Raw genomic sequence first — 24,669 nt, forward strand, 5'->3', positions numbered from 1 at the left:
TAGATTAATAATGAAATAATAATCGTGTTTCATATGAAAGACAAAATTGCAATAGTAGTCCAAAGGTATGGACTGGAGATAAACGGAGGCGCAGAGCTTCACGCAAGATTATTAGCTGAAAAATTGTCTGCCATCTATGATATTGAAATTATTACAACCTGTGCTATAGAATTTGAACGTTGGGATAATCATTACCCGGAAGGAATTGAAATCATCAATACTATTCAGGTAAGAAGATTTAAAACTCTAAAAAAAGACTTAAAAAAATTCAGCGAGCTAAGTAAAATAGCTCGTAACTTATATAAGTATCATAGCAGAAAATTAAGCTTTCTCAACTTCCCGTATTTGCTTTATAAGAGATTTAAATACAACAAAAAAGATTTTAATTTCAATGAATGGCTAGAAGTACAGGGACCTTATTCCAATGATCTAATTCAGTTTATAAAAGACAAAAAAGATGATTATAAAGCTTTTATTTTCTTTACTTATTTATATCACCCTACCAATATAGGCGTCCGAGAAGTTGCTGACAAAAGCATTCTCATTCCAACAGCACACGATGAGCCACAGTTTTATCTTGATGGCTATTCTCATCTGTTTTCCCTTCCAAGATTCATCATGTATAATACACAGATTGAAAAGGACTTTGTGGAGAGAGTTTACCCTCAGGCCCGAAAATTAAAATCTGAAATTGCAGGAATTGGTTTTGATGATTATGACGTTACATCAGGCACATTGCCGCAGGATCTGTATCAGAACAAGTATTTCATTTATATAGGAAGAATTGTTGAAGACAAAGGCTGTGTGATGATGATTGAATATTTTAAGGATTTTAAAGAAAAACATCCTGAATATCGGGATATAAAGTTAGTTTTGGCAGGAAAAAGCTCTCTTGATGAAAAAATAACTCAGGGAGATGATATTATCCTGACAGGATTTGTAGATCATGAGCTTAAAAATGCTTTACTGGCCAATGCAATTGCGCTTATAATGCCATCCTTCTATGAGAGTCTGTCATTAATTACATTAGAAGCCATGCTACTGAAAATTCCTGTTATTGTAAATAAAAACTCTGAAGTTCTGTATTCACATATCGAAAAGAGTGAAACCGGGAAAAGTTTTACAAACCGTAATGAATTTTCTCAGGCTCTGACTTTTTATTTACAGCAGAAACAGGAAAATCTTATTTCAGAAGGTCAAAAAGCAAGAAGTTATGTTCTGAAAAACTATTCTTGGGACACTATTATCAGTAAATTTAACGCAGCCATTCAATCTTTATAATGACAAGAAAAATTCTATTCTTTTTTCCTGAAAATCCTTTTTCAAACAGAGCAGGAAATACCACAAGAGCAAAAACAACCCTTACGGTTTTAAAAAACATGGGGTATGATATTGATCTTGTCGGGGCTGCTGAGATTTATAAGGGACAAAGCGATACTACGGAAATTGACAAAAATATTGTTGACAACCTGTTTTTAATCAATCATAAGCCACCAAAAATAAAGACTTCATCAGATTACTGGAAACACAAAATATCAAAATTTCATAAAAAGCCTAATGAGTATAACCACCTATTGACAGACTTTGCGAAGAACGAATTTGCGAATATCTTCAATAAGGAAAAGTATGATGCCATCATTGTCAATTATGAGTTCTGGGCCGGATTAATTGATCACGAGTCTATGAAAGATACTTTAAAAATCATTGACACTCATGACTGGATTACACTCAATGAATTCTACAAAAACAAATCATTAGATATTGGAAAACGCTTCAATGAGGAGATAAATAATCTTTCAAAGTTTGATAAGGTGATCACCATATCCGAAGATGAGCATCTTGTTTTTAAGAGATTTTTAGGAGAAAAGGTCATCAACATTCCCCCTTCTTTCACCCCTCATTTTGAAAAAAATAATAGCGATAAAAAGTATGATTTAATTTTTGTGGGATCTGAAAACATTTTCAATATACAATCAATGCAATGGTTTTTTGATCGTGTATATCCCTTACTTCCCAAAAACATTCATATGATAATTATTGGAAGGATATGCAAACACTTCAAGGAACGAGAAGGGGTTAAATTGGTGGAATTTGCAGAAAATTTAGAAGAATATTACCATCAGTCGAAAATTGCAATTTGCCCGATGCTGGAGGGTACCGGTATCAAAATCAAAGTAATAGAAGCATTATCTTACGGACTTCCTGTTATAGGAACAGAAAGAGCTATTGACGGTTTTCCGTCAAAAACATCAAATGGCTGCTTAGTAACTGACAATCCTGAATTTTTCAGAGATCAGATAATGTCTTTACTGCAGGATGAATCTTCTTATCAGGAAATAAAAATACAGGCTGAAGCCTATTTTAAGAATAATTTTTCTGAAGAAAAAGCAATAGAAAAATGGAAAAATATTTTACATTAATGGATGATTTAGCAATTATCATACTGAATTACAATTCTTTTGATGATACCAACCGGGAAGTTACGTCATTATTAAGTGAAGGGATCCCGCAACACTCTATTTATGTAGTAGATAATAATTCAAAAGACAGGAAAGACATTGAGAAGCTGGGATCTCAAAAACAAATAAACTGTATTTTAAGTGATTATAACGGAGGTTATGCTTCCGGTAATAATTTAGCCATTAAAAAAGCAATAGAAGATGGTAAAAATTATTTTTTATTGCTAAATCCGGACATTGAAATATCACGTGATACGATCAGCCAATTATACAAAGATTTAAAAGAATATCCCGATATCGGAATCATAGGTCCTCGCATCTGCTACAGGAATATTCGTGACAGAATATTTTCAGATGGCGGACTGCTGTTTCCAGAGGAGGGTTTTCAGGGTGGACATACCCATTCTGAAAAAGACAAGAATCATGTAAATGCCCCACATTACAACTACAATATACAATATGTAGACGGAAGTGCATTAATGTTCAGAAAGGAAATATTAGATGATGTAGGATTAATGAACACCAGCTTTTTCATGTATTACGAAGAGTCTGAATGGTGTCTCCGCCTCCTCAGCAACACCCAGTGGAAGATTGCGGTCAATACCCAGTGTGAAGCGTTCAATCTTGCCAGCAATAAAGGCAGTTTTTACGAATATTATATTACCAGAAACCGGATCTGGATGTGCAGATTATACGATGGAAATTTAAAATATGTCACTAAAGAACGATGGAAATTCGCAAGGAAAGCACTTAAAAAAGGAAAGTTTTCTATGGCGAAAGCATACATAAAAGGTATATTAGACGGTCTTTATTCCAATTTAGAGAAAATAAAAAATGAGTAATAAAAAAAATATTATCAAAGTAGGATATCTTTTATCCTATGACTACTCTTACATCTTCACATCTCTTCAGCATATTTATGAGCATGCAGACTGTATCGTGATAAGCTATGATACCAATAATAAAACTTGGGCGGGAAATGATATTCATATTCCTGAAAATGTTTTCAGTGATATCAAAAAATTGGATACTGAGAATAAAATCATCTTTTATAAAGACACTTTTTTCATTGAAGGCATGCAGCCGATGGATCTGGAGACGAGACAAAGAAATATGATGGCTGAAAAGATGGGGCCTGGCGGATGGCATATCCAGATGGATGGTGATGAATATGCTTATGACTTCAGGGTATTAGCTCAGTTTTTGAAAAGAAATAAATTCTTATTGAAGAACCCTGCTAAAAATCCTTTCAATTTTCAGGTAAACTTTGTTACTTTATTCAAACATAATACCGAAGGTTTCTTCGTTATTACCCCTTTTGATGAGAAGTGTATGCTTATTACCAACTATCCCCAGTATGAATATGCCAGAAGTACCAATAAAGGAAGAATTCTCCCATTAGATTTTTATTTAATTCATCAGTCCTGGGCACGGGAAGAAAGGGAAATTTCAGAAAAAATCAATAACTGGGGCCATAAAAATGATTTTGATACCTCAGCGTTTTTAAATTCATGGAAAACGGTGAATGCCGAAAATTACAAGACATTTATAGACTTTCATCCTTTATATAAAGGGATCTGGAAAGAGCTTTCCTTTTTCCCGGCAAAAAATATTGATGAATTTATTCTTTCCTTTTCTAAGAAATATCCTCAGCAAAAACTCAGTCTGAACTTATCTTTCACCAAAAAAATAAAGATGAGAATTAAAAGTCTTTTTTAATTCCTTCAGATCAAAAATATTAAAGGCTAATGTTGTTGTAACATTAGCCTTTTTTTATTATTTGATAAAAACATTCTCAAATTTCTCCATGATTACCTGTGGATTGAAAAGTTCAGAATAACAATCCCAGTTTTTATTAAGATCCGGTTTAAAGTTATTCAGAATCTGCAGGATATCTTTTTTATCGCTGTATAAGATTGCTTTATCTCCCAAAATCTCAAGATGCGATTTCTCATCAGATCCGGACCACGTGATAACAGGTTTGTTTTTGATGGAAAATTCACCTACAGCCATTCCGAAGCTTTCCCCTTGGGTGCGGGCATGCAAAAAAGCATCAGAAGTATTAATAAATTTCACTTTCCTTTCAACATCTGTTGTAGGAGGAAGGAAAATAATATTCTTATAGGATCTGAAAAAATTTCTCTTTACAAACGCATCGGTTCCCATAAAAACAAAGTATATATTTTTATTTTTCAGGGCTGTTTTCTTCACAGCATCCATCACGAAATCTATATCAAAAGTTTCAGTTCCGCCATATCTTGCAAATACCACTGCATCTTTAGGAATATTCAATTCGGCACGAAGGTCTCCGCTCACTTCAGGAAGATCCACAATATGGGGAACAAAAGGAAGCTTTCCGTCACTCATTGTTTTTGCCAGCCATTCAGATACATATGCGTAGATATCACCGTAGGGATCATTATATTTAAAAACTGCATGAATAGCTGTTTTTATAAGATCTTGCGGGGTATCTGTTTCCTTCTCACCAGATTTTATAGCATAAAAAAGATCAGCATTTGATTTCTTAATAAGAGCGTCTCTTTCCTTTATATCGCTATATCCAACAACATTAAACCTCTTTTTAAAACGCCCGATAGCTTCTTCTGCGTTATTCGGACTGTTTTTGGGATAAAGTATCATTGATTCATTGCCAAGCATTTCTTCATTATGATAAGCGTAATCAAAAAGGGCATTGGAAGTCCCTCTATAGCATAATTGATTTTCGTGGAAAATAATTTTCATTTGTTAGTAAATAAGTTAAATTATTTAGCTTCTATCCTATTCAATGACAGAAACAGGAATACTATAATCTTATTCTGTAGTTTCTGACACAGATTTCATCTGGTAAAGACAAAATGCTCTTTCATTGATAAACTAAACTTATAAGGTACAAAAATACATTTTTAATGATAAGACTAACGGAAATATTCTTTCGTTATCCCAATATCAATGAAAATAAGGCACGAATATTTGTCTTGTCCATAGTTCTATTAAAAAAACCGCCTCAAAACTGAGACGGTTTTTTTGCTGTAAATATATCAACTTTACCACGTTTATGGAAAGATGGAAAAATCAAATCAATACTTTTTTCTTTATGATCTTAATTTTCACAACACAACCTTCATCAATTATCATCTATGGATTAAAATTATGATCCGAAATACAAGTTTGAGAGCTGTCAAACAGTATTTCACGAAAATCTACAGAAACAAATACAAAAAATGAAATCAAAAAAAGAATAGCAGGTCAGAAATCACCTTTTAAACGCATAATTTTAAGTAAATTTGCAAAAATTAAAATTGAAATGGAGAAAGTAAGAGTACGTTTTGCTCCAAGTCCTACAGGGCCATTACATTTGGGAGGCGTAAGAACCGCATTATATGATTACCTTTTTGCTAAAAACCAAGGGGGAGAATTTGTATTGAGAATAGAAGATACAGATACTGCCAGATATGTTGAAGGTGCTGAAGAATATATTGAAGAAGCTTTGGAATGGTGCGGAATCATCCCGGATGAAAGTCCTAAGAAAGGAGGAAAATTTGCTCCTTACAGACAGTCTGAAAGAAGAGACATCTATGACCGGTATACGGAGCAGATCTTAAAAACAGATTATGCTTACATTGCTTTTGACACCGCCGAAGAATTGGATGCCATTCGTGCAGAATATGAAGCTAAAGGTGATGTTTTCTCATATGATAACAAAACCAGAAACGGTCTTAGAAACAGCCTTACACTTTCAGAAGAAGAAGTTCAGAAATTAATAGCTGAAAAAACTCCTTATGTAGTAAGATTCAAGATGCCTGTTGACAGGGTATTAAATCTTGAAGATATCATTCGTGGAAAATTCTCTGTAAATACCAATACTTTAGATGATAAAGTTCTGGTAAAAAATGACGGAATGCCAACCTATCATTTCGCCAACATCATTGATGACCACGAGATGGAGATCTCTCACGTTATCCGGGGAGAAGAATGGCTGCCATCTTTGGGACTTCACACCTTATTATATGAAGCAATGCAGTGGGAAGCGCCACAGTTTGCCCACCTTTCTTTAATTTTAAAACCTGAAGGAAAAGGGAAATTAAGTAAAAGAGATGGAGATAAATTTGGGTTTCCGGTATTCCCGCTTGATTTCAAAGATCCGGCAACGGGTATAGTTTCCAAAGGATACAGAGAAAACGGTTATCTTCCTGATGCTTTCATCAATATGGTGGCATTATTAGGATGGTCTCCGGCAGATGATAAAGAAATTCTTCCTTTAGAGGAAATGATTAAGGAATTTGACCTTCACAAAGTACATAAAGCGGGAGCAAGATTCAGCAAAGAAAAATCGGAATGGTTCAACCATCAGTATATTCAGATGAAATCTGACGAAGAAATTCTTCAGATATTGAAAAACACAGCTATTGATTTTGCTGGTGCTTCTGATGAAAAATTACTGAAAGTAATTCACTTAATGAAAGAAAGATCAACTTTCCCGAAAGATATCTATGAAAACGGAAGATTCTTCTTTGAGGCTCCGGTTTCTTATGACGAAAAAGCTTCTAAAAAGGCATGGAATGATGAAACATCTGCAATTTTAGCAGAATTGGCAGCAGCTCTTGGATCTACAGACTTTACAGCAGAGACCTTGAAGCAGACTATGCATGATTTCGCTGAAAGCAAAGGACTGGGTATGGGTAAAGTAATGATGCCGCTACGTTTGGCTTTAGTAGGAGAATTGAAAGGACCGGACGTTCCTGATATTCTGGAAACCCTTGGTAAAGAGGAAAGTACCTCCAGAATAAACAATGCTATAAATAATTTTAAATAGAATAACCATAATTTTTCATACATTTGAAAGATTTAATTTACTTCAAGAAATGGAATATTTAAGTTTCGAACTTCCTATCAAAGAATTGATGGATCAATACCAGACGTGTTCTTTAGTAGGAGAAGAAAGTGGTGTTGATGTAAAATTAGCATGCAGCCAGATTGAGGATAAGATTTTAGAAAAGAAAAAAGAAATCTATGGAAATCTTACACCTTGGCAAAGAGTACAACTGTCCCGTCACCCGGATCGTCCTTATACATTGGATTATATCAACGGAATGGCAGACAAAGGCAGTTTCTTAGAACTTCATGGAGACAGAAATTTCGCTGATGATCCGGCAATGATTGGAGGATTGATTACCCTTGATGGTCAAAAAGTAATGATTATAGGGACTCAAAAAGGAAGAACAACTAAAGAAAGACAGTACAGAAGATTTGGAATGCCAAATCCTGAGGGATACAGAAAAGCTTTAAGACTAATGAAGCTTGCTGAAAAATTCAATATTCCTGTGGTAACTTTAGTAGATACACCGGGAGCATATCCAGGATTGGAAGCTGAAGAAAGAGGACAGGGAGAAGCTATTGCAAGAAATATTTTTGAAATGGTTCAGCTGAAAACACCTATCTTCACTTACATCATCGGAGAAGGTGCCAGTGGTGGCGCATTAGGAATAGGTGTTGGAAATAAAGTGTATATGCTGGAAAATACATGGTATACTGTAATTGCACCGGAAAGCTGTTCTTCTATTTTATGGAGAAACTGGGATCACAAGGAAGATGCAGCCAATGCATTGAACCTTACTCCAGCAGATGCCTTAAGAGAAAAGTTCATCGACGGAATCATTGAGGAACCACTTGGTGGAGCTCAGTATGATCAGGAGACTACCTATTTAAACCTGAAAAATTCAATTTTACAAAATATCAAAGCTTTCTCCAAATTTACCGGACAGGAGCTTGAAACCCAGAGGCAGGATAAATTCATTGCGATGGGTCAGTTTAAAGGATAAAAAAATAAAAAGGTTAAGAATTTTTTCTTAACCTTTTTTACTTTAGTTTTCTTCTGTTCTAATCTGCAACATTTAGTGCTATTTCAATATCCTGGCTAATCTTTTTCAAAGCAGAATACTTGGCATCACATACCATTGTCGTCATGACATACTCTCCTTTATCTACCAGAATAAAGTTCTCTCCTTTTGCAGGAACACTTAGGTTATAATATTTTTTACCACTTATCTTTACAATAAGATTGCAGGCAGATCTGTTTTTAATATTGATATATGCTTCATTTTTGCTAACATCATTATTAAAAAGATGGGTAAGCATTGCTGCTGTTCTTTTATTTTCTTCGCTTGGCCCGGCTTTAGATGCTCCTGCAGAAGTACCTGCACTTTTTGCTGAGCCAGAAGAACCTACTGATGCAAAGGTGGTTGTTCTTCTTTCTTCTTTTAAAGCTTCAATAGCAGCAGCTGTGTTATTAGAAACAGGCTTGCCATTCGCTGTATAGGTTTTATTGGCAGCAATTGTTTTACCGCTGTTGAGCTCGTTATTCTTAACGATATTTTCAATTTTTTCTTTACTGATCGGCCTAATTGTTGGTTTTGCTTCAGGAGAGTTACCTGCCATAATAATATCAATCAGTTTTCTTTTAAAATAATCTGTTTTAGCATGTCCCGGATTCTGTTTCAGAAAGCCTGCAATTACTCTGGCTTCTTTTGAAATCTCAGCTTCCTGCTCTGTATAGATAATTACAGTTTCTTTTTCAACAACAGCTTTAGATTTTGTTTTCTTCTTTTTTTGGGAAAAACCAAGAGAGAAAATGCATATAAATAGAAGGAATAAGATTTTTTTCATTAATCAAATCTTTAAAATAGTATTAAATATATTAATAACGTGAAAAGTCATTTTTTAGTTTATCATTAAAATCATTATCTTTGCACTGCTCTAAATTTAAGCTAAAAATTAATACTAATCTTAAATAAAAAAAATAATAGATATTATGTCTTATACACCAGCTGCTGCAGACGTAGCAAAATTGAGAAACCAAACAGGTGCAGGTATGATGGACTGCAAGAAAGCTCTAGTTGAAGCTGAAGGAGACTTCGAAAAAGCGGTAGATATCCTTAGAAAAAAAGGACAAAAAGTTGCTGCTAACAGAGCTGACAGAGAATCTGCTGAAGGTGCAGTAATCGCAAGAGTAAACGAAGACAACACTTTAGGTGTAGTAATCTCTCTAAACTGCGAAACTGACTTCGTTGCTAAAAATGAAGCTTTCATCGAGCTTGCTTATGAATTAGCTGAGATGGCTATCTTCGCTGCTACTAAAGAAGAGCTTTTAGCTACTGACTTCCACGGAATGACTGTTGCTGAGAAATTAGTAGAGCAAACAGGAGTTATCGGTGAGAAAATCGAAATCGGATCTTTCGAAAGAATCCAGGGAGATTTCTTAGGAGCTTACATCCACGCTGGAAACAAAATCGCTGCAATCTCTTCTCTTTCTGCTAAAGTAGACGGAGCTGACGAAGCTGCTAAAGCTGTTTCTATGCAGGTTGCTGCTATGAATCCAATCGCTTTGGACGAAACAAGAGTTTCTCAGGAGACTATTGATAAAGAATTAGAGATCGAAAGACATAAACTTACTGAAGAAGGTAAGCCTGCAAACATTATCGATAATATCCTTAAAGGTAAAATGCAGAGATTCTACAAAGACAACACTTTGGTACACCAGGACTTCATTAAAGACGGAAGTATCTCAGTTGCTGACTACGTAAAATCTGTAAACGCAGACCTAAAAGTAACAGGATTTGTAAGAGTAAGCCTATAAGCTTATTATCTTCAAAAAAATATTGAATCCCGGTGAATTTCACCGGGATTTTTTATTCATAAAACCTTCCGATTAGCATCATTTCACAATTGAAGTTATTGACCCCTTCAAAATCATCCTGATCAGAAATATCTTGTAACAGAAAATCCAGTACAATAAGTCCTTGAAAAGAGATATATTTACACATTATCAGATAAACTGATATGAAACCCAATTACCAGTTTCATACTCAGGATGGCTTTTATTTAGAAATCGATAATATTTTTTTAACATTTATTTATATTTTATTAAAAGTATTTCATTTTTTATTTTAATTTTGTAGAAATCCTAATTCCATACACATGAAAAGATTTCTACTCAGTTTGGTATTAATTTTTTTGACAATTAATACACTCTTTGCACAAAGGGATAGCGAGCATTGGATTGCTCCTTATTATGACAGTGTCGGAGGATATACCAACATGATATATCTTTCCACTGATTCACCTACTCCCATTGATGTAACCATTTACAACAACAATGCTGTGGTGACAACGGTTACCATCAGTAAAACTAACCCACAAACTTACAAGGTTGCCAACAACCTTATTTCTACAGGTACCACTACTGAAGCATTCAATGTTGGTAATAAAGGACTGTATTTAAAAGCAGCTAAACCTTTTTACTGTAGTTTAAGACTTGCCCAAAGTGTTCACGGGGAAGTAATTACCAGTAAAGGAAGAGCCGGAATTGGGAAAACATTTTTCGTTGCTAATGCTCCAAATACGAATACCAGCAGTATTCAAAACTTTACAGCAGGGGTACTTGCAACTGAAGACAATACCAATGTAACTGTATCATGGAATCCTACTGCCGGAGTAGTTTTTATTAATGGATCTCCTACAGGTAACACACAATCCTTTACATTACAGAAAGGACAATCTTTCATTCTTGCAGGATCCGGAACTCAGTCTGCAAACAAAACAGGTTTTATCGGTGCAAAAATAGTTGCTGACAAACCGGTAACACTTACTAACGGAAGCTGCAATGCCAACTTCTCCACTTCCCCATCAGGAAGTGACCCAGTTCTGGATCAGTCTGTACCGGTTGACAGACTTGGAAATACATTTGCTATCGTTAAAACAAGATCTACCATTCCTAGCCAGAATATGGAAGGAGGCCTTATTGTTGCCACAGAAGATAATACTGATGTTTATCTGAATGGTGGGGGTACTTCTGTTGCTACACTTGCTGCAGGAGAATGGTACAGAATAAATGAAACCAGTTATGTAGCTCAGGGTACTAACGGACATTCTAATATGTTTATTTCAACGACTAAAAACGTATACCTTTATCAATTTGTAGGGGTAGGAAATAGTGAGGCAACTAATGGATTCAACTATATACCGCCACTGAACTGTTTCCTTCCAAGAAAAATTGATGAAATCGGAAAGATCAATGAGATGCCTATTGGCCCAGCAGGAGCCAGTGCAGTTCAGGATATCGTTGTCAAATTAAATATCTTAACAGAGACAGGAGCAACTGTGATGGTAAATGATGCCCCAGTTGCAGCTACAGACGGACCATATCCTGTAACAGGAAATGCTAACTGGGTAACATATGGGATCACTGGAGTAACCGGAAATATTAAAATCACATCTACAAAGGCTGTAACAGCAGGTATCAACGGTGGATTCAGTTCTGCTGGATACGGAGGTTATTTTGCCGGGTTCTCATCAATTCCTGTTATTGCAAAAAAAACAGGAGAATGTGTACCGGGAATCGTTCTTGAACTAGATGATGGATATGAAACATACCAGTGGTACCGTGACGGAGTTGCCATTCCAGGCGCAACTTCTTACACATATACTCCTACACAATCAGGAAACTATACCGTAAGGGTAACAATGGGAACATGTCCTCCTGTGACAACTCCTATCTATAAAGTACAAAACTGTTTAAAAGAAACAACTCAAGCTCTTAATGCTTGTTCTACTAAAATTATTACACCGACGTTTACGTCATCAACACAGACTGTGGTTCCAACTACAGTAGTAATTCTAACCCCTCCTACAAAAGGAACAGCTGTGGTTAATCCAAACGGAACAATCACGTACACTCCAAATCCAGGATATTTAGGACCAGATAAAATAGTTTATAAATTCTGCGGAAACTCAGTTGAGTTTACAGATTGTGAGCAGGTAACACTAAACCTTACTGTAGTACCATTCATTGTAACGGATACATCTATTAAGGCATGTTGGTATGATGTAGATCCTTACGCTTATTTTGATCTTACAAAAGCTAAAGTAACAGATTATAATGCCGTTACTAAAAAATACTATCGTACTCTGAATGATCTTACAGCAGGCATCAATGAAATCACAACACCGGAGAACTTCCCTTCAACAGGAGGATTTGTATATGTGAAAGTAACCACTGCTGAAGGATGTACAGCAAATGCAAAAATCGAATTAATTGTACTTCCCATCAAAAAATCTCCGATATTGGTAGATCAGTATATCTGTATGGATGCTAAAACCAATCTTGATGCGGGTTCCGGATATGACTCTTACCAATGGAGTACAGGGGCTACCACTTCAGGTATCAGAGACATAGGTGTTGGAGAATACACGGTAATACTTGGTAAGAACGGATGTTTCCTTACACAGACAGTAAAAGTTAAAAAAGTTGAAGATCCGGTAATCCAAACAATTGAGCTCAACAACAATACTGCTACAGTAATTGTAAGCGGAGGTAAAGCTCCTTATAAATATGCCGTTGACGGAACTGCTAACTGGCAGGATTCAAATACCTTCACAGGCTTAACAAGAGGGCAGCATACTTTCTATGTAAAGGACTTCTATAACTGTACCCCAACTGAGGTAGAAATTACAGTTCCAAATCTATTAAATGCCATCACTCCTAATGGAGATAACGTAAATGACTATATAGATTACAGTGAGCTTGCTTATAAAGAAAACCTAAGTTTTGTAGTTTATGACAGATATGGAAATATGGTATTTACCGGAAATAAATTCAACAACTACAGATGGGACGGAAAACACTTTGATAAGAAAATTGGAACAGGAACATACTGGTATCATATCAACTGGAATGAACCCAATAAAGAAAAGACTCCAATAAAATATACAGGTTGGATTCTTGTTAAAAACAGAGAGTAATAATTAGTTAAAACCATATTGGTAAGCCACGATTTCATAATCGTGGCTTTTTTATTACATTTTCAAGCATTTAATACTTTTTATTATTAAATTTGTGATAAATACTACTGCTGAATGAAGAAAATTCTATCTTTTTTATTTATATTTTATATTTTCACCTCTGCTTTTGCCCAATTGGACCGAGAGCATTGGTTTGCTCCGATGGTAGACAGGACCGGCGCTCCCAATCCTTATCAGAAACTGTATTTATCCACCAGCAGAACAACTCCTTTCCCTGTAAATATTTATAATAATAATGTTCTGATCGGAACGGTGAATATCAGTAAAAATAATCCGCAGAAATTTGATGTATTAAGGAACTATATCATTACCACCCAGCAGACGGATTTATTTACCCCTACAACCAAAGGATTATACCTTAAAGCAGAATTTCCTTTTTATGCCAACTTAAGATTCTCGGTATTCAACCATGCGGAAATCATTACTTCCAAAGGAATTCCTTCCACGGGAAAAACATTTTACGCAGCCTCCGCTCCTATCACAGTGAGCAACAATATTCTGAATTTCATGACCAGTGTACTGGCAACTGAAGATAACACAACCGTTACTATTTCCGGATACAATCCTGCCGTTCAATTTTCTAACGGAATGACAGGAGTTACCAATCCGACAATGACTTTCACTTTAAATAAAGGGCAGTCTTACATCATTGACGGAATGGGGGATATAGCAGGAAACTTTGATGGTTTCATCGGTTCCAAAATTATCTCAAATAAACCCATCAATGTTACCAATGGAAATTTTAATGGGCAATATGCTGGTAATTTCCCTTCCAGTTCTGATATTTTAATGGATCAGGCAGTACCTGTCAACCGGCTCGGAAATGAATTTGCGCTTGTAAAAGGCAACGGACCGATTGGCGCCAATATGGAAGGCGCTGTTGTTATTGCTACGGAGGACAATACTCAGATCTTTGTCAATAATGAAATACCTCCTGTAGCGACCATCAATGCCGGGAAATATTTCGTTATTCCTGATTCCAAATATATCCTTCAGGGAAACGGACATTATAATTTATATCTAAAAACATCAAAAAATGCTTATGTCTACCAGATTCTGGCCGGAGATTCAAATTCGGGAAATGAAACGGCTACCGGAGGATTCAATTTCATTCCGGCTTTAAACTGTTATCTTCCGAAACAGATTAATGAGTTGGGTCTTATTAATGAAAACTTTGTTCATTCCAATGGTAATCCCGGAGGTATTCTGAACATCCCGACAAAACTAAATCTTATCACGGAAAGAGGAGCTGTTATCACAGTAAACGGAGCCAATCCTCCTGCGATAACGGGTCCTTACAATATGACCGGAACTACCAACTGGGTTACTTATGGAATTCCCAATGTGACCGGGACCATTACCGTAGTTTCAAATAAAGCCATTATGGCAGGAATCACTGCTGGAAGTGATGCCGTAGGATATGGTGGATTCTTCGCTGGTTTTCCTACGCAGCCCGTTATTTTACAATCGGGTGACGGCTGTATTCCAGGCATTGTTCTTACTGTAGACCCACTTATCTATGACACCTATCAATGGTATAGAAACGGTACACTTGTTCCGGGAGCTACAGCATCTTCAATTACCCCTACACTACCCGGATATTATACCTGTTCTGTAACAATGGGAAGCTGCGCTCCTTTAATTACTGAAAAATTTAAGGTTCTGAATTGTACAAAGCTTACCAATGCTTCCTACAACGTTTGTACTTCACAGACGATAACACCTGCCTTCAGCAGTTCATCACAAACTCCCGTACCCGGCACGGTAGCCATTACAACAGCTCCTTCTTTGGGTACTGCAGTGATAAACCCTGTTACAGGAATCATTACTTATACTGTAACCACTCCGGGTATATCCGGAACAGATACATTCACTTATACATTCTGCGGAAATGATCCGGACTTTCCGGATTGTGAAACAATAACAGTTACCATCAATATTCAGGCTCTTACAGTAATGAACACCACATTATTTGCCTGTGATATCAACGGACAGGGAACATTCAATCTGACGACTGCCAACGTTACCAACAACTCTCCTGTTACCATTACTTACTATCCTACCCTTCTGGATGCACAGAATGAAAATGCTACAGCATTGATCACCAATACGACAGCTTATACTGCACCCAATGGAACCATCATATACGCTGTTGTAAAAAACAATATTGGCTGTAAAAGTATTGCACAGATTACATTATCACTTTTCAATAAAGCGATTGTTCTGGATAACTATAATGGGATTTTCTGTGATGATAATCTGGACGGAACGGTTACTCTCATCCTTTCCAATATCACTCCTATTGTCCTTAATAATCCTAATTATTTTCCCAATGTAAGGTATTATGCAAATCTGGCAGATGCTAACGCGGGCAATAACAATACGCTTCCTAACAGCTGGAGTTATACCGCTACCACTACGATTTACATCAGAGTAGATTCTCCGGATGGCTGTGCTTCTGTGATCAAGCCTTTACAGTTCAGTATCGGGGCTAAAGTAACATTGATAACCAAAACCGTTACGGAAAGTGTCTGTGATGATGATCTGGACGGCATAAAAAGTGTGAACTTAGCTCAGTTTATTCCTCAGTTTACATTAGATCCGAATGTCACTTTCACTTTTCATGCAACCTTGGCGGATGCTCAGAATAATGTGAATGCCGTATCATCACCTGTTAATATTACAACTTCACAAACGTATTATATCCGTTTTGAAAAAAATGGGGCTTGTCCGGAAGTAGGAACTCTTAAAATCAACATTAAAGTTCCTAAAAAGTCGGATGTATTACAAGATAAAGCTATTTGCCCGAAAACCACAACCACACTGGATGCAGGACCTGGCTTTGAAAGATATTTGTGGAGCACGGGAGCTACTACACCTTCCATCAACAATGTAGCCCCTGGAAGCTATTGGGTAGAGCTTACCTTCAATGGCTGTGTCTATAAACAATATGTAAATGTTACAGAATTGCCGCTTCCTATGATTACGTCCATTGAAATTGATGGAACAACAGTAAAAGTCGGAGTAAGTGGTGGTACTCCTCCCTATGAATATTCTTTGGATGGTGTCGTATGGCAGAGTTCCAATGTTTTCTACAATGTACCAAGAGGAGCGCACAATGTATTTGTAAGAGATTCTAAAATGTGTGAAGAAGTCAAAAAACCATTTGCCATTATTAACCTGATCAACACGATTACTCCGAATGGAGATGGATATAACGAAGGAATAGATTACTCTGCTTTAATGGCCAATGATAATCTTGTATTCAGAATCTTTGACCGGTACGGTGCGGAAGTCTTCAGAGGAACTCCGGAAAACAGGTATACCTGGGATGGAAGAATAGGCGGAAGATATGTTCCTACAGCAACCTACTGGTACTTTATCACCTGGACAGAGTATGGTTCTTCCCTCACTGTAAAATATTCGAGCTGGCTGCTTGTAAAGCATAGATAAAAAAGGAAGCCGGAAGAAAGTACCGCTTAAGATTCAGCCTTCTTTCTTCCGGCTTCTTTACTTATATACACTCTTTTTTAAGGCAACTGTAAATTTCTAACAGTCCTTAACAGTTTAATGTTAAAGTTTAATATAACTTTAACCACTATTCTTCATCTAACTAGACAAAATTGCTTTATTTCTATGTAATTTTGCGCATTATATGAAGAAACTGTTTACTCTACTGCTATTGGTTTTTCTGGCAAAAATTAATGCTCAAATGTATTCCGGAGAGGTATTTCTGAGAGACAACTCTATTTTATATCTCAATCAGGTATATGTCACAAATCTAAATACCCAGAAAACCGTTCTTACGGACTATAATGGTAATTTTAATATCCCTGCCAATGCCGGAGATGTGATCCGGTTTACGTCTATTGTTACCGAAAGAAAAGACATCAAGCTAACCCCTCAATCAATGGTACAAAAAAATCTGGTTGAGCTTAAAATTGCATACTATGAAATCCAGGAAATTGTTCTCAGCAGGTTCAAACCTACCGGAAACCTTCGGTATGATGTTAATTCTCTAAGAAAAGAAGATAAAGCATATGCGCTTAAGAAAGTAATCGGTCTTCCGGAACCAAAAGGTGACGGAACTCCTCCTGAACTTCCTGTTGCCGGATTGCGAGATGGCGGGCTTACCTTCAGCCTCGAAAGCATTTATGATATTCTTTCCGGTGAGAGAAAGAAGAAGCAGCGTTATCAGGCATACGAAAGAATGAACAGCTCCGTTGCGCAGATCAAAAACTATCTTGGGAAAGATTATTTTACAAGGTTTAAAATTCCTGAGAATTTAATTGATAACTTCCTTCAATTCGTATATACTTCTGAAAACATTCAGGCTTATGTACTGGCCGGAAACTTTGAAGCCGTAAAGATTCCTATTGAAAAATATCTGCCGATCTATCAGAAGAGACTTAGAAGCTCACACCTTCAGGAGGTTGTAAGCAATAATTAGAGAAATAATTCCGATCTATATAAATAATCCATGCCTTTCACATGGATTATTTTTTTTGAAATAAACAGGAATCCCGTGATATACACCTTCCACATTACAGCTGATACAGATTATTCAACTTTTATTGCATATCATTCTTCAATATTCAAAAATATGTTTAATTTTATCTCACAAGCGAGTGTTTAAAATAAAAACACTTGTATTCCGTTATCCAAATAAAAACTAACCGACCCAAAACGCAAATTAAGAGAAAAGCACCTATTTTTTAACTTAATATTAATTAATGAAACAAGTACTTTTACTTCTTTGTTGTATGTTTTTCTTTACTATGTCTGCTCAAAAAAAAGGGAAAGACTATAGTAATATTCTGAAAAGTAAAAATATCTACGAAATCAATGCCTTCTTAAGAGATGCCCATCCTGATGACCCCAGAAGATCTGTTCTGAAACCAAGGGTAATGGATATGATGAAAGAATACATCAAAAATGCCCATCCGGCCGATCAGAAAGTAAAAGATATGCAGGAAATGCTTGCCATGCTGAGGAGAAGGCCTTCCACAAAGATTACCTTTGATGAAATGAATGCAATCATCAAACAGAAACAAATTGCAAAATACAAGGCCGAATTGGCCGCAAAACAGCCTACCACCGTTTATACTCCGAGCACTGCACAGAATACATTTGTTGTAAATGCTTCAGCCAATACAGCAATTCCCAATGCAGAAGCAGAAGAATTCAATATGCTTATGGCAGTATCTCCGGTAGAGCACAAAAATAAAACGGTAAAAATCCTCAACTCTTTGTTTGATAATGATCCCAATTCTAAAGAATGTATAGTTCTGATTCAAAATAAATCAGACTGTAATATTATTGTAAGAATGGAAGGGGTAGGTACAACCAAGTACAGACTCGCAGTACCTGCTCAGGGTGAAGGTTCAATTGTTATAGAAAAAGGCCAGTATCTTTTCACCAGCCTGGTTTGTGGTGCCCAATATGCTTCACAAAAAACAATTGAAAGACCTATTATGGTGGCTTTAGGAAGCCAGTAGCTACAATCATAAACGGATTATCACTCTGTCTTTTACCTTCAAAAGGCAGAGATTCTCCATAAATTTTTACTATTTTTGCACTCATTTTATAACTCAATGGGCAAGAATAAATTAGCAAGATTTGCAGAAAACAAAATATTACCGAATGTAATCCAACCTACAAGAGAAGATGCCTTACAAGGCTTTGAACTTAAGGGAAAATGGAGAGATAATTTCTTTAAAAATGATCATCCTATTGTACTGGAATTAGGTTGCGGAAAAGGAGAATATTCTGTAGGACTCGCAAAAACATTTCCTGAAAAAAACTTTATCGGAATTGATATTAAAGGGGCGAGATTCTGGTTTGGAGCTAAAGAAGCGGTAGATAACAACATGACTAATGTCGCTTTTTTGAGATCACAGATCGAGCTTGTTGATCATTTTTTTGCTGAAAATGAAGTAGATGAAATCTGGATTACATTCCCTGATCCACAGATCAAATACAGAAGAACAAAACACAGATTGACTCACCCTGATTTCTTAAACCGATACAAAAAGTTTCTGAAGCCTGGCGGTATTATTCATTTAAAAACCGATTCAGAGTTTTTACACGGATATACACTGGGATACCTGCAGGGAGCCGGCTATGAGATCATTAGCGCTCATCATGATATCTATGGAGCACCGGAATACGACCCTAATACGGAACATCTTAGAGATATTAAAACCTATTATGAAGAACTTTTCTCAGCGAAAGGAAAAACAATTACTTACATTAAATTCCGTATAAGCTGATGAAGTAAAATAACAATTGATGAAAAAAAAATTTTTAACTGTTTTCTTTTTATTCTTCACATTTCTGTTCCCCAACTTAATATCTGCTCAGAAGAAAGTAAGCAAAGACATCCTGAAAAGCATTGATATTAAAGAAATTGAAGAGTACATTAAGAACACCCATCCGGACGATCCGAAGAAAAGCGTGCTGAAGCCTAAGCTTATCGCTTTAAAAAATGCAGAATGGACCAAAGGAGCCCGTACAGCCAAGCCCATGGAGGCAAGGCCTATCATCTCCGATATTCCTAAAAGTATCATGAGAAACCCTCATTCAGATGATGCTGAAGAGTTTAAAAAGCTCATCGCTGAAACCTCTGCAGAGCATAAAGAAAAAACGGTAAAACTTCTGAATGCCATGTTCAATGAAGATATTACCCGTAAGGAAGCGATGCTTTTATTTAAAAATAATTCAGACTGCAATATCATACTGCGGATTGAAGGAAAAGATTATTACAATCTTGCCGTTCCCGCTCACGGAGAAAATTTTATTGTAATCAATAAGGGTTCATATACGCTCAACAGTAATATCTGCGATATGAAGTACATCTCCCAGAAAGACATTAAAAAAAGTATATTTGTAACGATTGATAATCCGAGACCTCCTGAGTCAGAAGCAAAACCCTCCAAAAAGGATGCAGCCAAAGTAAAGGAGTCTCCGAAAAAAAGAAAAACCAAAAAGTAAACTAGTATGAAAAAACTATTAGTTTTTGCCGGGATATCAGCGATCCTTGCCAGCTGTAATGTGAATTATGGCAGCTATCCGGGAAGAACCTCTTATCCTTCCTCTACCAGTAATTCCGGTAACAGAGCCAATACAGAAAGAGAATATAGCGAACTTTTAAAAACTTATAAACCGGAAACCGCAGATGTTCTTAATGATCTTCTTAACAATGACGATCCGAGAAATCCCAGGACCTCTATTTCAGTAGAAAACCTGTCTCCATGCAATATGGTGCTCACGGTAAGCGGCACTAATTTCTTCAAGAAAATCCCTATTGGTTCCGGAAAAGTAGGATACACAATGGTTCCTAAAAATCAAAACTACAGATTATCCGGGCTTATTTGTAATTCGACTTATCAGTCTACAAAATTTGTCACAACCTCGTATACTATAAAGCTTTCAAACTAACCTATACCCCGCAGCATTCTGTGGGGTTTATTTTTAATTAATATCTCCTTAAATACCCCAAAATAGTCCAAGAATTAAGCTAAGAACAATTAATAGCCCATGGACGGATATAAATCTATTGAAACCGGAGAATCATGCTATAGAGGAATACACAGAACCGGTATATTTTCCCTAGCACAGAACCGGATTTACAACAGAATAGTCTGTTCTAAAAAAACAAATTTCTGCTATAAACAAATAAAAAAACGCTGGACCGAAATCCAGCGTTTTTCCTATATTAAAGAAAATCTTTAATTATTCTGCATCGAAGTCAGCATCTTTATCAGCAGATACCACTTCTCCTTCTTCTTTAGATTTTTCTTTATCAGCTTTTCTTTGAGACTGACCTTCTTTGATAGATTCTGAAACAATGCTCAAGATCATATCGATAGATTTAGAAGCATCATCGTTTCCTGGGATAACGAAGTCAACTTTTCTAGGGTCAGAGTTTGTATCAACAATACCGAAAACTGGAATACCTAATTTCTTAGCTTCAGTTACAGCGATGTGTTCTCTCAAGATATCTACAACGAAGATTGCAGAAGGAAGACGAACCATGTCAGAGATAGAACCTAAGTTCTTTTCTAGGTTAGCTCTTTGTCTGTCAACTTGTAATCTTTCTTTTTTAGATAAAGTTTCGAACGTACCGTCTTTTTTCATTTTGTCGATAGCATTCATTTTCTTTACAGCCTTTCTGATAGTAACGAAATTCGTTAGCATACCTCCTGGCCATCTTTCAGTAATATAAGGCATATTAAGTTCAGAAGCGTGTTTTGCAACAACTTCTTTCGCTTGCTTCTTAGTAGCTACGAAAAGAACTTTTTTACCTGCAGAAGTTAATTTTTCTAAAGCGCTGCAAGCTTCATCTAATTTAACTGCTGTTTTATGTAAGTCTACAATGTGAATACCGTTTTTCTCCATAAAAATGTATGGAGCCATATTTGGATTCCACTTTCTAGTCATGTGACCGAAGTGTACGCCAGCCTCTAAAAGGTCTTTTACATTTGCTTTTGCCATGTTTTCTGTTTTTGTTAGTTTACTTTCCGTCTTTTAAACAATCAACAACTTCTTTAGATGGGAGAAGCGTTTGGATGCTAAACGTAACGGGCAATTTTTTTGTTTAGATAAAATAGAACCAAGAACCATGAGCCAAGATCTGAGAGCAAAGTCTTGAATCTTGTGTCTGATATCTTGAATCCCGAAATTAACGTTTTGAGAATTGGAATCTCTTTCTTGCTTTTTTCTGACCTGGCTTCTTTCTTTCCACCATTCTTGCGTCTCTTGTAAGTAAACCAGCTGGTTTCAATGCTAATCTGAATTCAGCGTTGATTTCGCATAAAGCTCTTGAAATACCTAATCTGATAGCCTCTGCCTGACCTGTATTACCACCACCGAATACGTTTACGGTAACGTCATACTGACCAACAGTCTCAGAAAGGATAAACGGTTGGTTTAATTTGTAAACCATCACGTCTGTAGAGAAATATTCTTTAGCATCTTTACCGTTTACTGTAATAACACCAGAACCTGGTCTTACATAAACTCTTGCTACAGAAGTCTTTCTTCTTCCGATTTTGTGAACTATAGACATAATTAATTATTTAAATTCGTTAACATTAATTGTTTTAGGCTGTTGAGCTTCATGTTTGTGCTCAGTTCCTTCATATAAATAAAGGTTCTTAAGGATAGCAGATCCTAATCTGTTTTTAGGCAACATACCTTTTACAGACTTCTCTAATACCTTTAAAGAATCTTTCTTTTGAAGTTCAGCCGCAGTCATAGACTTCTGTCCACCAGGATATCCTGTATGCCAGATATAAGTCTTATCAGCCCACTTGTTTCCGGAAAGTGTAATTTTCCCAGCATTCAAAACGATCACGTTATCACCACAATCTACGTGAGGTGTAAAGTTCGTTTTGTGCTTACCTCTCAAAATCTTTGCAACCGTAGAAGCTAGTCTACCTAACGGCTGTCCTTCAGCGTCTACCACAACCCATTCTTTATTCGCAGTAGCTTTGTTCGCTGAAACAGTTTTGTAACTTAATGTATTCACACGTTTTAGTTAAAGATTAAACATAATTTACCCCTAAAAGGGTGTGCAAAGGTACACATTATTTTTGTAACCCAAAAACATATTTTATTTTATCTATATAATCATGGCTACACACCCCTATATCAATAGATTTTAACACTATTATAATTTTGGCATACATCTTGTAAAATGTTGTGGCGATGAAAAAAACGCTTAGAAGATTCTAAAAACACAAAATGATACAGCAAAGAGTTTATTCCCTCAACTCTTTCTTTTATTAAATTTACTTTAAAGATTTCCGTAAAAGACATTAATATAATTACAGTTTCGCTGAAATAATTATATTTGTGTCAATCATATTCCCTAATTCATGAGCCACGGAAAACTAAGAGATGACAAAACCTGCCTGAACTGCGGACATCAGGTTGATGAAAGATTTTGCCCACACTGCGGACAGGAAAATATTGAAAGCAGACAGCCCTTTCATTTTCTCTTTACTCATTTCATTGAGGATTTCACCCATTATGACGGACAGTTCTGGAAAACTATGCAGTATCTGTTTACCCGTCCGGGGACACTTACCAAAGAATATTTGGCTGGTAAAAGGCAATTGTATGTTGCTCCTGTAAAGCTGTACATATTTATAAGCTTCATTACATTCTTTCTACCCAACATCTTACCTCACGCCAAAGAGGAAGCCGAAAGACCAAGCCAGATAAAAAAAGAAACAAAGGCAAAAAAGCCAAAAGAAATTTCACAAGACATTGTAAAAGATTTACAAAAAGAAGGTGTTCTGTCCCATGAAGTAGCAACGAATACTCAAAAGGTGTTGGATACTTTAAAAACTTTGGATACCCTAAAAATTAAAGACACCCGAGAAAAAACTGAACTTTTTGACCGTACATTCGATACGAAAGAAGAGTCTATTATGAATGCTTATACAATAAAACAGTATGATTCTATACTTGCAAAGGATAAAACAGGGATATATTCATTAGCGAGGCCCCTGGCAGAAAAAGCTTTTTCTTTAAAGGAAGAAGGATACAGCAAGCATCAGATCTGGGAAAAATATAAAGACAATTTCATTCATACGATTCCCAAAGCGCTCTTCGTGTACCTTCCTATATTTGCATTCTTTTTATGGCTGTTCCATAACAAGAAAAAATGGTGGTACTTTGACCATGGTATATTTACCCTTCACTATTTCTCTTTCCTTTTATTAGGAATATTAGTATTCATCGTAGGAGAAAAGATAGTAAGTTTTCTTCCGGACAATAATATACTTACCTTAGTATATGTTCTAGCCTGTATAGCACTGGCACTCTATATGACGGTCTATTTCTTTGTAGCCCATCACAGGGTGTATGAAACCAAGAAAAGAATAAGCATACTCAAAGGTTCCTTATTATTTATTATTAACTATATCGGATTACTTTTGATGTTTATGGTACTGATGTACTTAAGCTTTATTATGCTTCATTAATTTCTAAGAGATTTATTCCCTCTGAAACTTGCAAATAAATAATACGCAACGAAAACGGTAGAAAATTTCAGGATAGACGGAATTGCCAATTCAAGATTAAAAATTAAAGCTCCTACAAGAACAAGAATTCCCATTCCTACAAATGACAGTCCTAATTTCTTAGGCAGTGAAAAATTGGGTGTATCCAGATAATAAGCAAGTCCCCAGGCAGAACCAAAGGCAACAGCATAATAAATATCCAGGCCGATATTCTCTGAACTTAAAAAGAAATAGTTGATCAGGAAGCTAATAACGGTTCCTAATCCGAAATACATCAAAGCTTTTTGCATGTCTGTAAAAATATTCTGCAAAAATAGAGA

At 36.1% G+C, this 24,669-nt stretch carries 21 protein-coding genes; 15 read left to right on the forward strand and 6 right to left on the reverse strand.

Annotated elements, in window-relative coordinates:
• The first annotated feature begins 33 nt into the window (after nucleotides 1-33).
• Genes FW781_RS10210 through FW781_RS10225 form a run of 4 tightly spaced genes read left to right on the forward strand, consistent with a single transcriptional unit; the run spans nucleotide 34 to nucleotide 4,178 of the window.
• On the forward strand, nucleotides 34-1,281 hold the full coding sequence (locus tag FW781_RS10210; protein WP_149387275.1) for a glycosyltransferase family 4 protein: 1,248 nt from the start codon (nucleotides 34-36) through the stop codon (nucleotides 1,279-1,281).
• Nucleotides 1,281-2,420 carry a glycosyltransferase family 4 protein gene (locus FW781_RS10215; protein WP_149387276.1) on the forward strand — a complete coding sequence of 380 codons (1,140 nt, stop codon included), beginning with the start codon at nucleotides 1,281-1,283 and terminating at the stop codon, nucleotides 2,418-2,420. Before FW781_RS10210 ends, FW781_RS10215 begins: the two co-directional genes overlap by 1 nt.
• Nucleotides 2,399-3,301: a glycosyltransferase family 2 protein gene (locus tag FW781_RS10220; protein WP_228720167.1), complete on the forward strand. Its 903-nt coding sequence runs from the start codon at nucleotides 2,399-2,401 to the stop codon at nucleotides 3,299-3,301. Before FW781_RS10215 ends, FW781_RS10220 begins: the two co-directional genes overlap by 22 nt.
• On the forward strand, nucleotides 3,294-4,178 hold the full coding sequence (locus tag FW781_RS10225; protein ID WP_149387277.1) for a hypothetical protein: 885 nt from the start codon (nucleotides 3,294-3,296) through the stop codon (nucleotides 4,176-4,178). Before FW781_RS10220 ends, FW781_RS10225 begins: the two co-directional genes overlap by 8 nt.
• Before the next feature lie 57 nt (nucleotides 4,179-4,235).
• Here FW781_RS10225 and FW781_RS10230 read toward each other — a convergent pair whose 3' ends face one another.
• On the reverse strand, nucleotides 4,236-5,201 hold the full coding sequence (locus FW781_RS10230; protein ID WP_149387278.1) for a glycosyltransferase family protein: 966 nt from the start codon (nucleotides 5,199-5,201) through the stop codon (nucleotides 4,236-4,238).
• Nucleotides 5,202-5,763: 562 nt separating this feature from the next.
• Here FW781_RS10230 and gltX point away from each other — a divergent pair.
• Both gltX and FW781_RS10240 read left to right on the forward strand, forming a co-directional pair.
• Nucleotides 5,764-7,272, forward strand: coding sequence for a glutamate--tRNA ligase (gene gltX / locus FW781_RS10235; RefSeq protein WP_149387279.1), 1,509 nt, complete (start codon nucleotides 5,764-5,766; stop codon nucleotides 7,270-7,272).
• Nucleotides 7,273-7,321: 49 nt separating this feature from the next.
• The gene (locus tag FW781_RS10240; protein WP_047385949.1) at nucleotides 7,322-8,278 is read left to right on the forward strand and encodes an acetyl-CoA carboxylase carboxyltransferase subunit alpha; all 957 of its coding nucleotides are present in this window, start codon (nucleotides 7,322-7,324) and stop codon (nucleotides 8,276-8,278) included.
• Nucleotides 8,279-8,336: 58 nt separating this feature from the next.
• On the opposite strand, the gene FW781_RS10245 is transcribed toward FW781_RS10240, so the two are convergent.
• Nucleotides 8,337-9,122: a DUF6759 domain-containing protein gene (locus tag FW781_RS10245; RefSeq protein ID WP_149387280.1), complete on the reverse strand. Its 786-nt coding sequence runs from the start codon at nucleotides 9,120-9,122 to the stop codon at nucleotides 8,337-8,339.
• Nucleotides 9,123-9,267: 145 nt separating this feature from the next.
• On the opposite strand from FW781_RS10245, the gene tsf reads away from it, so the two are divergent.
• From tsf to FW781_RS10285, 8 genes are all read left to right on the forward strand, one after another.
• Entirely contained in the window at nucleotides 9,268-10,092 is an 825-nt protein-coding gene (gene tsf / locus FW781_RS10250) for a translation elongation factor Ts (RefSeq protein ID WP_047385945.1), read from the forward strand.
• 341 nt (nucleotides 10,093-10,433) lie between these two features.
• A complete protein-coding gene (locus tag FW781_RS10255) occupies nucleotides 10,434-13,256 on the forward strand; it encodes a T9SS type B sorting domain-containing protein (RefSeq protein WP_149387281.1) in 2,823 nt (940 codons plus the stop codon).
• A 114-nt stretch (nucleotides 13,257-13,370) separates the two neighbouring features.
• Nucleotides 13,371-16,769 (forward strand): T9SS type B sorting domain-containing protein, encoded by a 3,399-nt coding sequence (locus FW781_RS10260; RefSeq protein WP_172625694.1) that lies wholly within the window; start codon nucleotides 13,371-13,373, stop codon nucleotides 16,767-16,769.
• Between the two features lie 202 nt (nucleotides 16,770-16,971).
• Complete coding sequence (locus FW781_RS10265) at nucleotides 16,972-17,766, forward strand: hypothetical protein (RefSeq protein ID WP_149387282.1); 795 nt, start codon at nucleotides 16,972-16,974, stop codon at nucleotides 17,764-17,766.
• A gap of 283 nt (nucleotides 17,767-18,049) precedes the next feature.
• On the forward strand, nucleotides 18,050-18,814 hold the full coding sequence (locus FW781_RS10270; protein ID WP_149387283.1) for a DUF6759 domain-containing protein: 765 nt from the start codon (nucleotides 18,050-18,052) through the stop codon (nucleotides 18,812-18,814).
• Between the two features lie 96 nt (nucleotides 18,815-18,910).
• Nucleotides 18,911-19,588 (forward strand): tRNA (guanosine(46)-N7)-methyltransferase TrmB, encoded by a 678-nt coding sequence (gene trmB / locus FW781_RS10275; protein ID WP_149387284.1) that lies wholly within the window; start codon nucleotides 18,911-18,913, stop codon nucleotides 19,586-19,588.
• 19 nt (nucleotides 19,589-19,607) lie between these two features.
• Nucleotides 19,608-20,309, forward strand: a complete 702-nt coding sequence (locus tag FW781_RS10280; protein WP_149387285.1) for a DUF6759 domain-containing protein — start codon at nucleotides 19,608-19,610, stop codon at nucleotides 20,307-20,309.
• 6 nt (nucleotides 20,310-20,315) lie between these two features.
• Entirely contained in the window at nucleotides 20,316-20,756 is a 441-nt protein-coding gene (locus tag FW781_RS10285) for a DUF6759 domain-containing protein (RefSeq protein WP_149387286.1), read from the forward strand.
• Nucleotides 20,757-21,050: 294 nt separating this feature from the next.
• Here FW781_RS10285 and rpsB read toward each other — a convergent pair whose 3' ends face one another.
• From rpsB to rplM, 3 genes are all read right to left on the reverse strand, one after another.
• Nucleotides 21,051-21,812: a 30S ribosomal protein S2 gene (rpsB, locus tag FW781_RS10290; RefSeq protein WP_047373581.1), complete on the reverse strand. Its 762-nt coding sequence runs from the start codon at nucleotides 21,810-21,812 to the stop codon at nucleotides 21,051-21,053.
• A 187-nt stretch (nucleotides 21,813-21,999) separates the two neighbouring features.
• Nucleotides 22,000-22,386 carry a 30S ribosomal protein S9 gene (gene rpsI, locus FW781_RS10295; RefSeq protein WP_047385930.1) on the reverse strand — a complete coding sequence of 129 codons (387 nt, stop codon included), beginning with the start codon at nucleotides 22,384-22,386 and terminating at the stop codon, nucleotides 22,000-22,002.
• A gap of 6 nt (nucleotides 22,387-22,392) precedes the next feature.
• Nucleotides 22,393-22,848 (reverse strand): 50S ribosomal protein L13, encoded by a 456-nt coding sequence (gene rplM, locus FW781_RS10300; protein WP_047385928.1) that lies wholly within the window; start codon nucleotides 22,846-22,848, stop codon nucleotides 22,393-22,395.
• Between the two features lie 349 nt (nucleotides 22,849-23,197).
• Here rplM and FW781_RS10305 point away from each other — a divergent pair, with 349 nt between their 5' ends.
• Nucleotides 23,198-24,310, forward strand: a complete 1,113-nt coding sequence (locus tag FW781_RS10305; RefSeq protein ID WP_149387287.1) for a DUF3667 domain-containing protein — start codon at nucleotides 23,198-23,200, stop codon at nucleotides 24,308-24,310.
• Here the strand turns inward: FW781_RS10305 and FW781_RS10310 are convergent.
• On the reverse strand, nucleotides 24,307-24,639 hold the full coding sequence (locus tag FW781_RS10310) for a hypothetical protein (protein ID WP_047385924.1): 333 nt from the start codon (nucleotides 24,637-24,639) through the stop codon (nucleotides 24,307-24,309). The two genes, FW781_RS10305 and FW781_RS10310, sit on opposite strands and share 4 nt — an antisense overlap.
• Nucleotides 24,640-24,669 lie beyond the last annotated feature (30 nt).

This window comes from Chryseobacterium panacisoli, assembly GCF_008274625.1.
Lineage (GTDB): Bacteria > Bacteroidota > Bacteroidia > Flavobacteriales > Weeksellaceae > Chryseobacterium > Chryseobacterium panacisoli.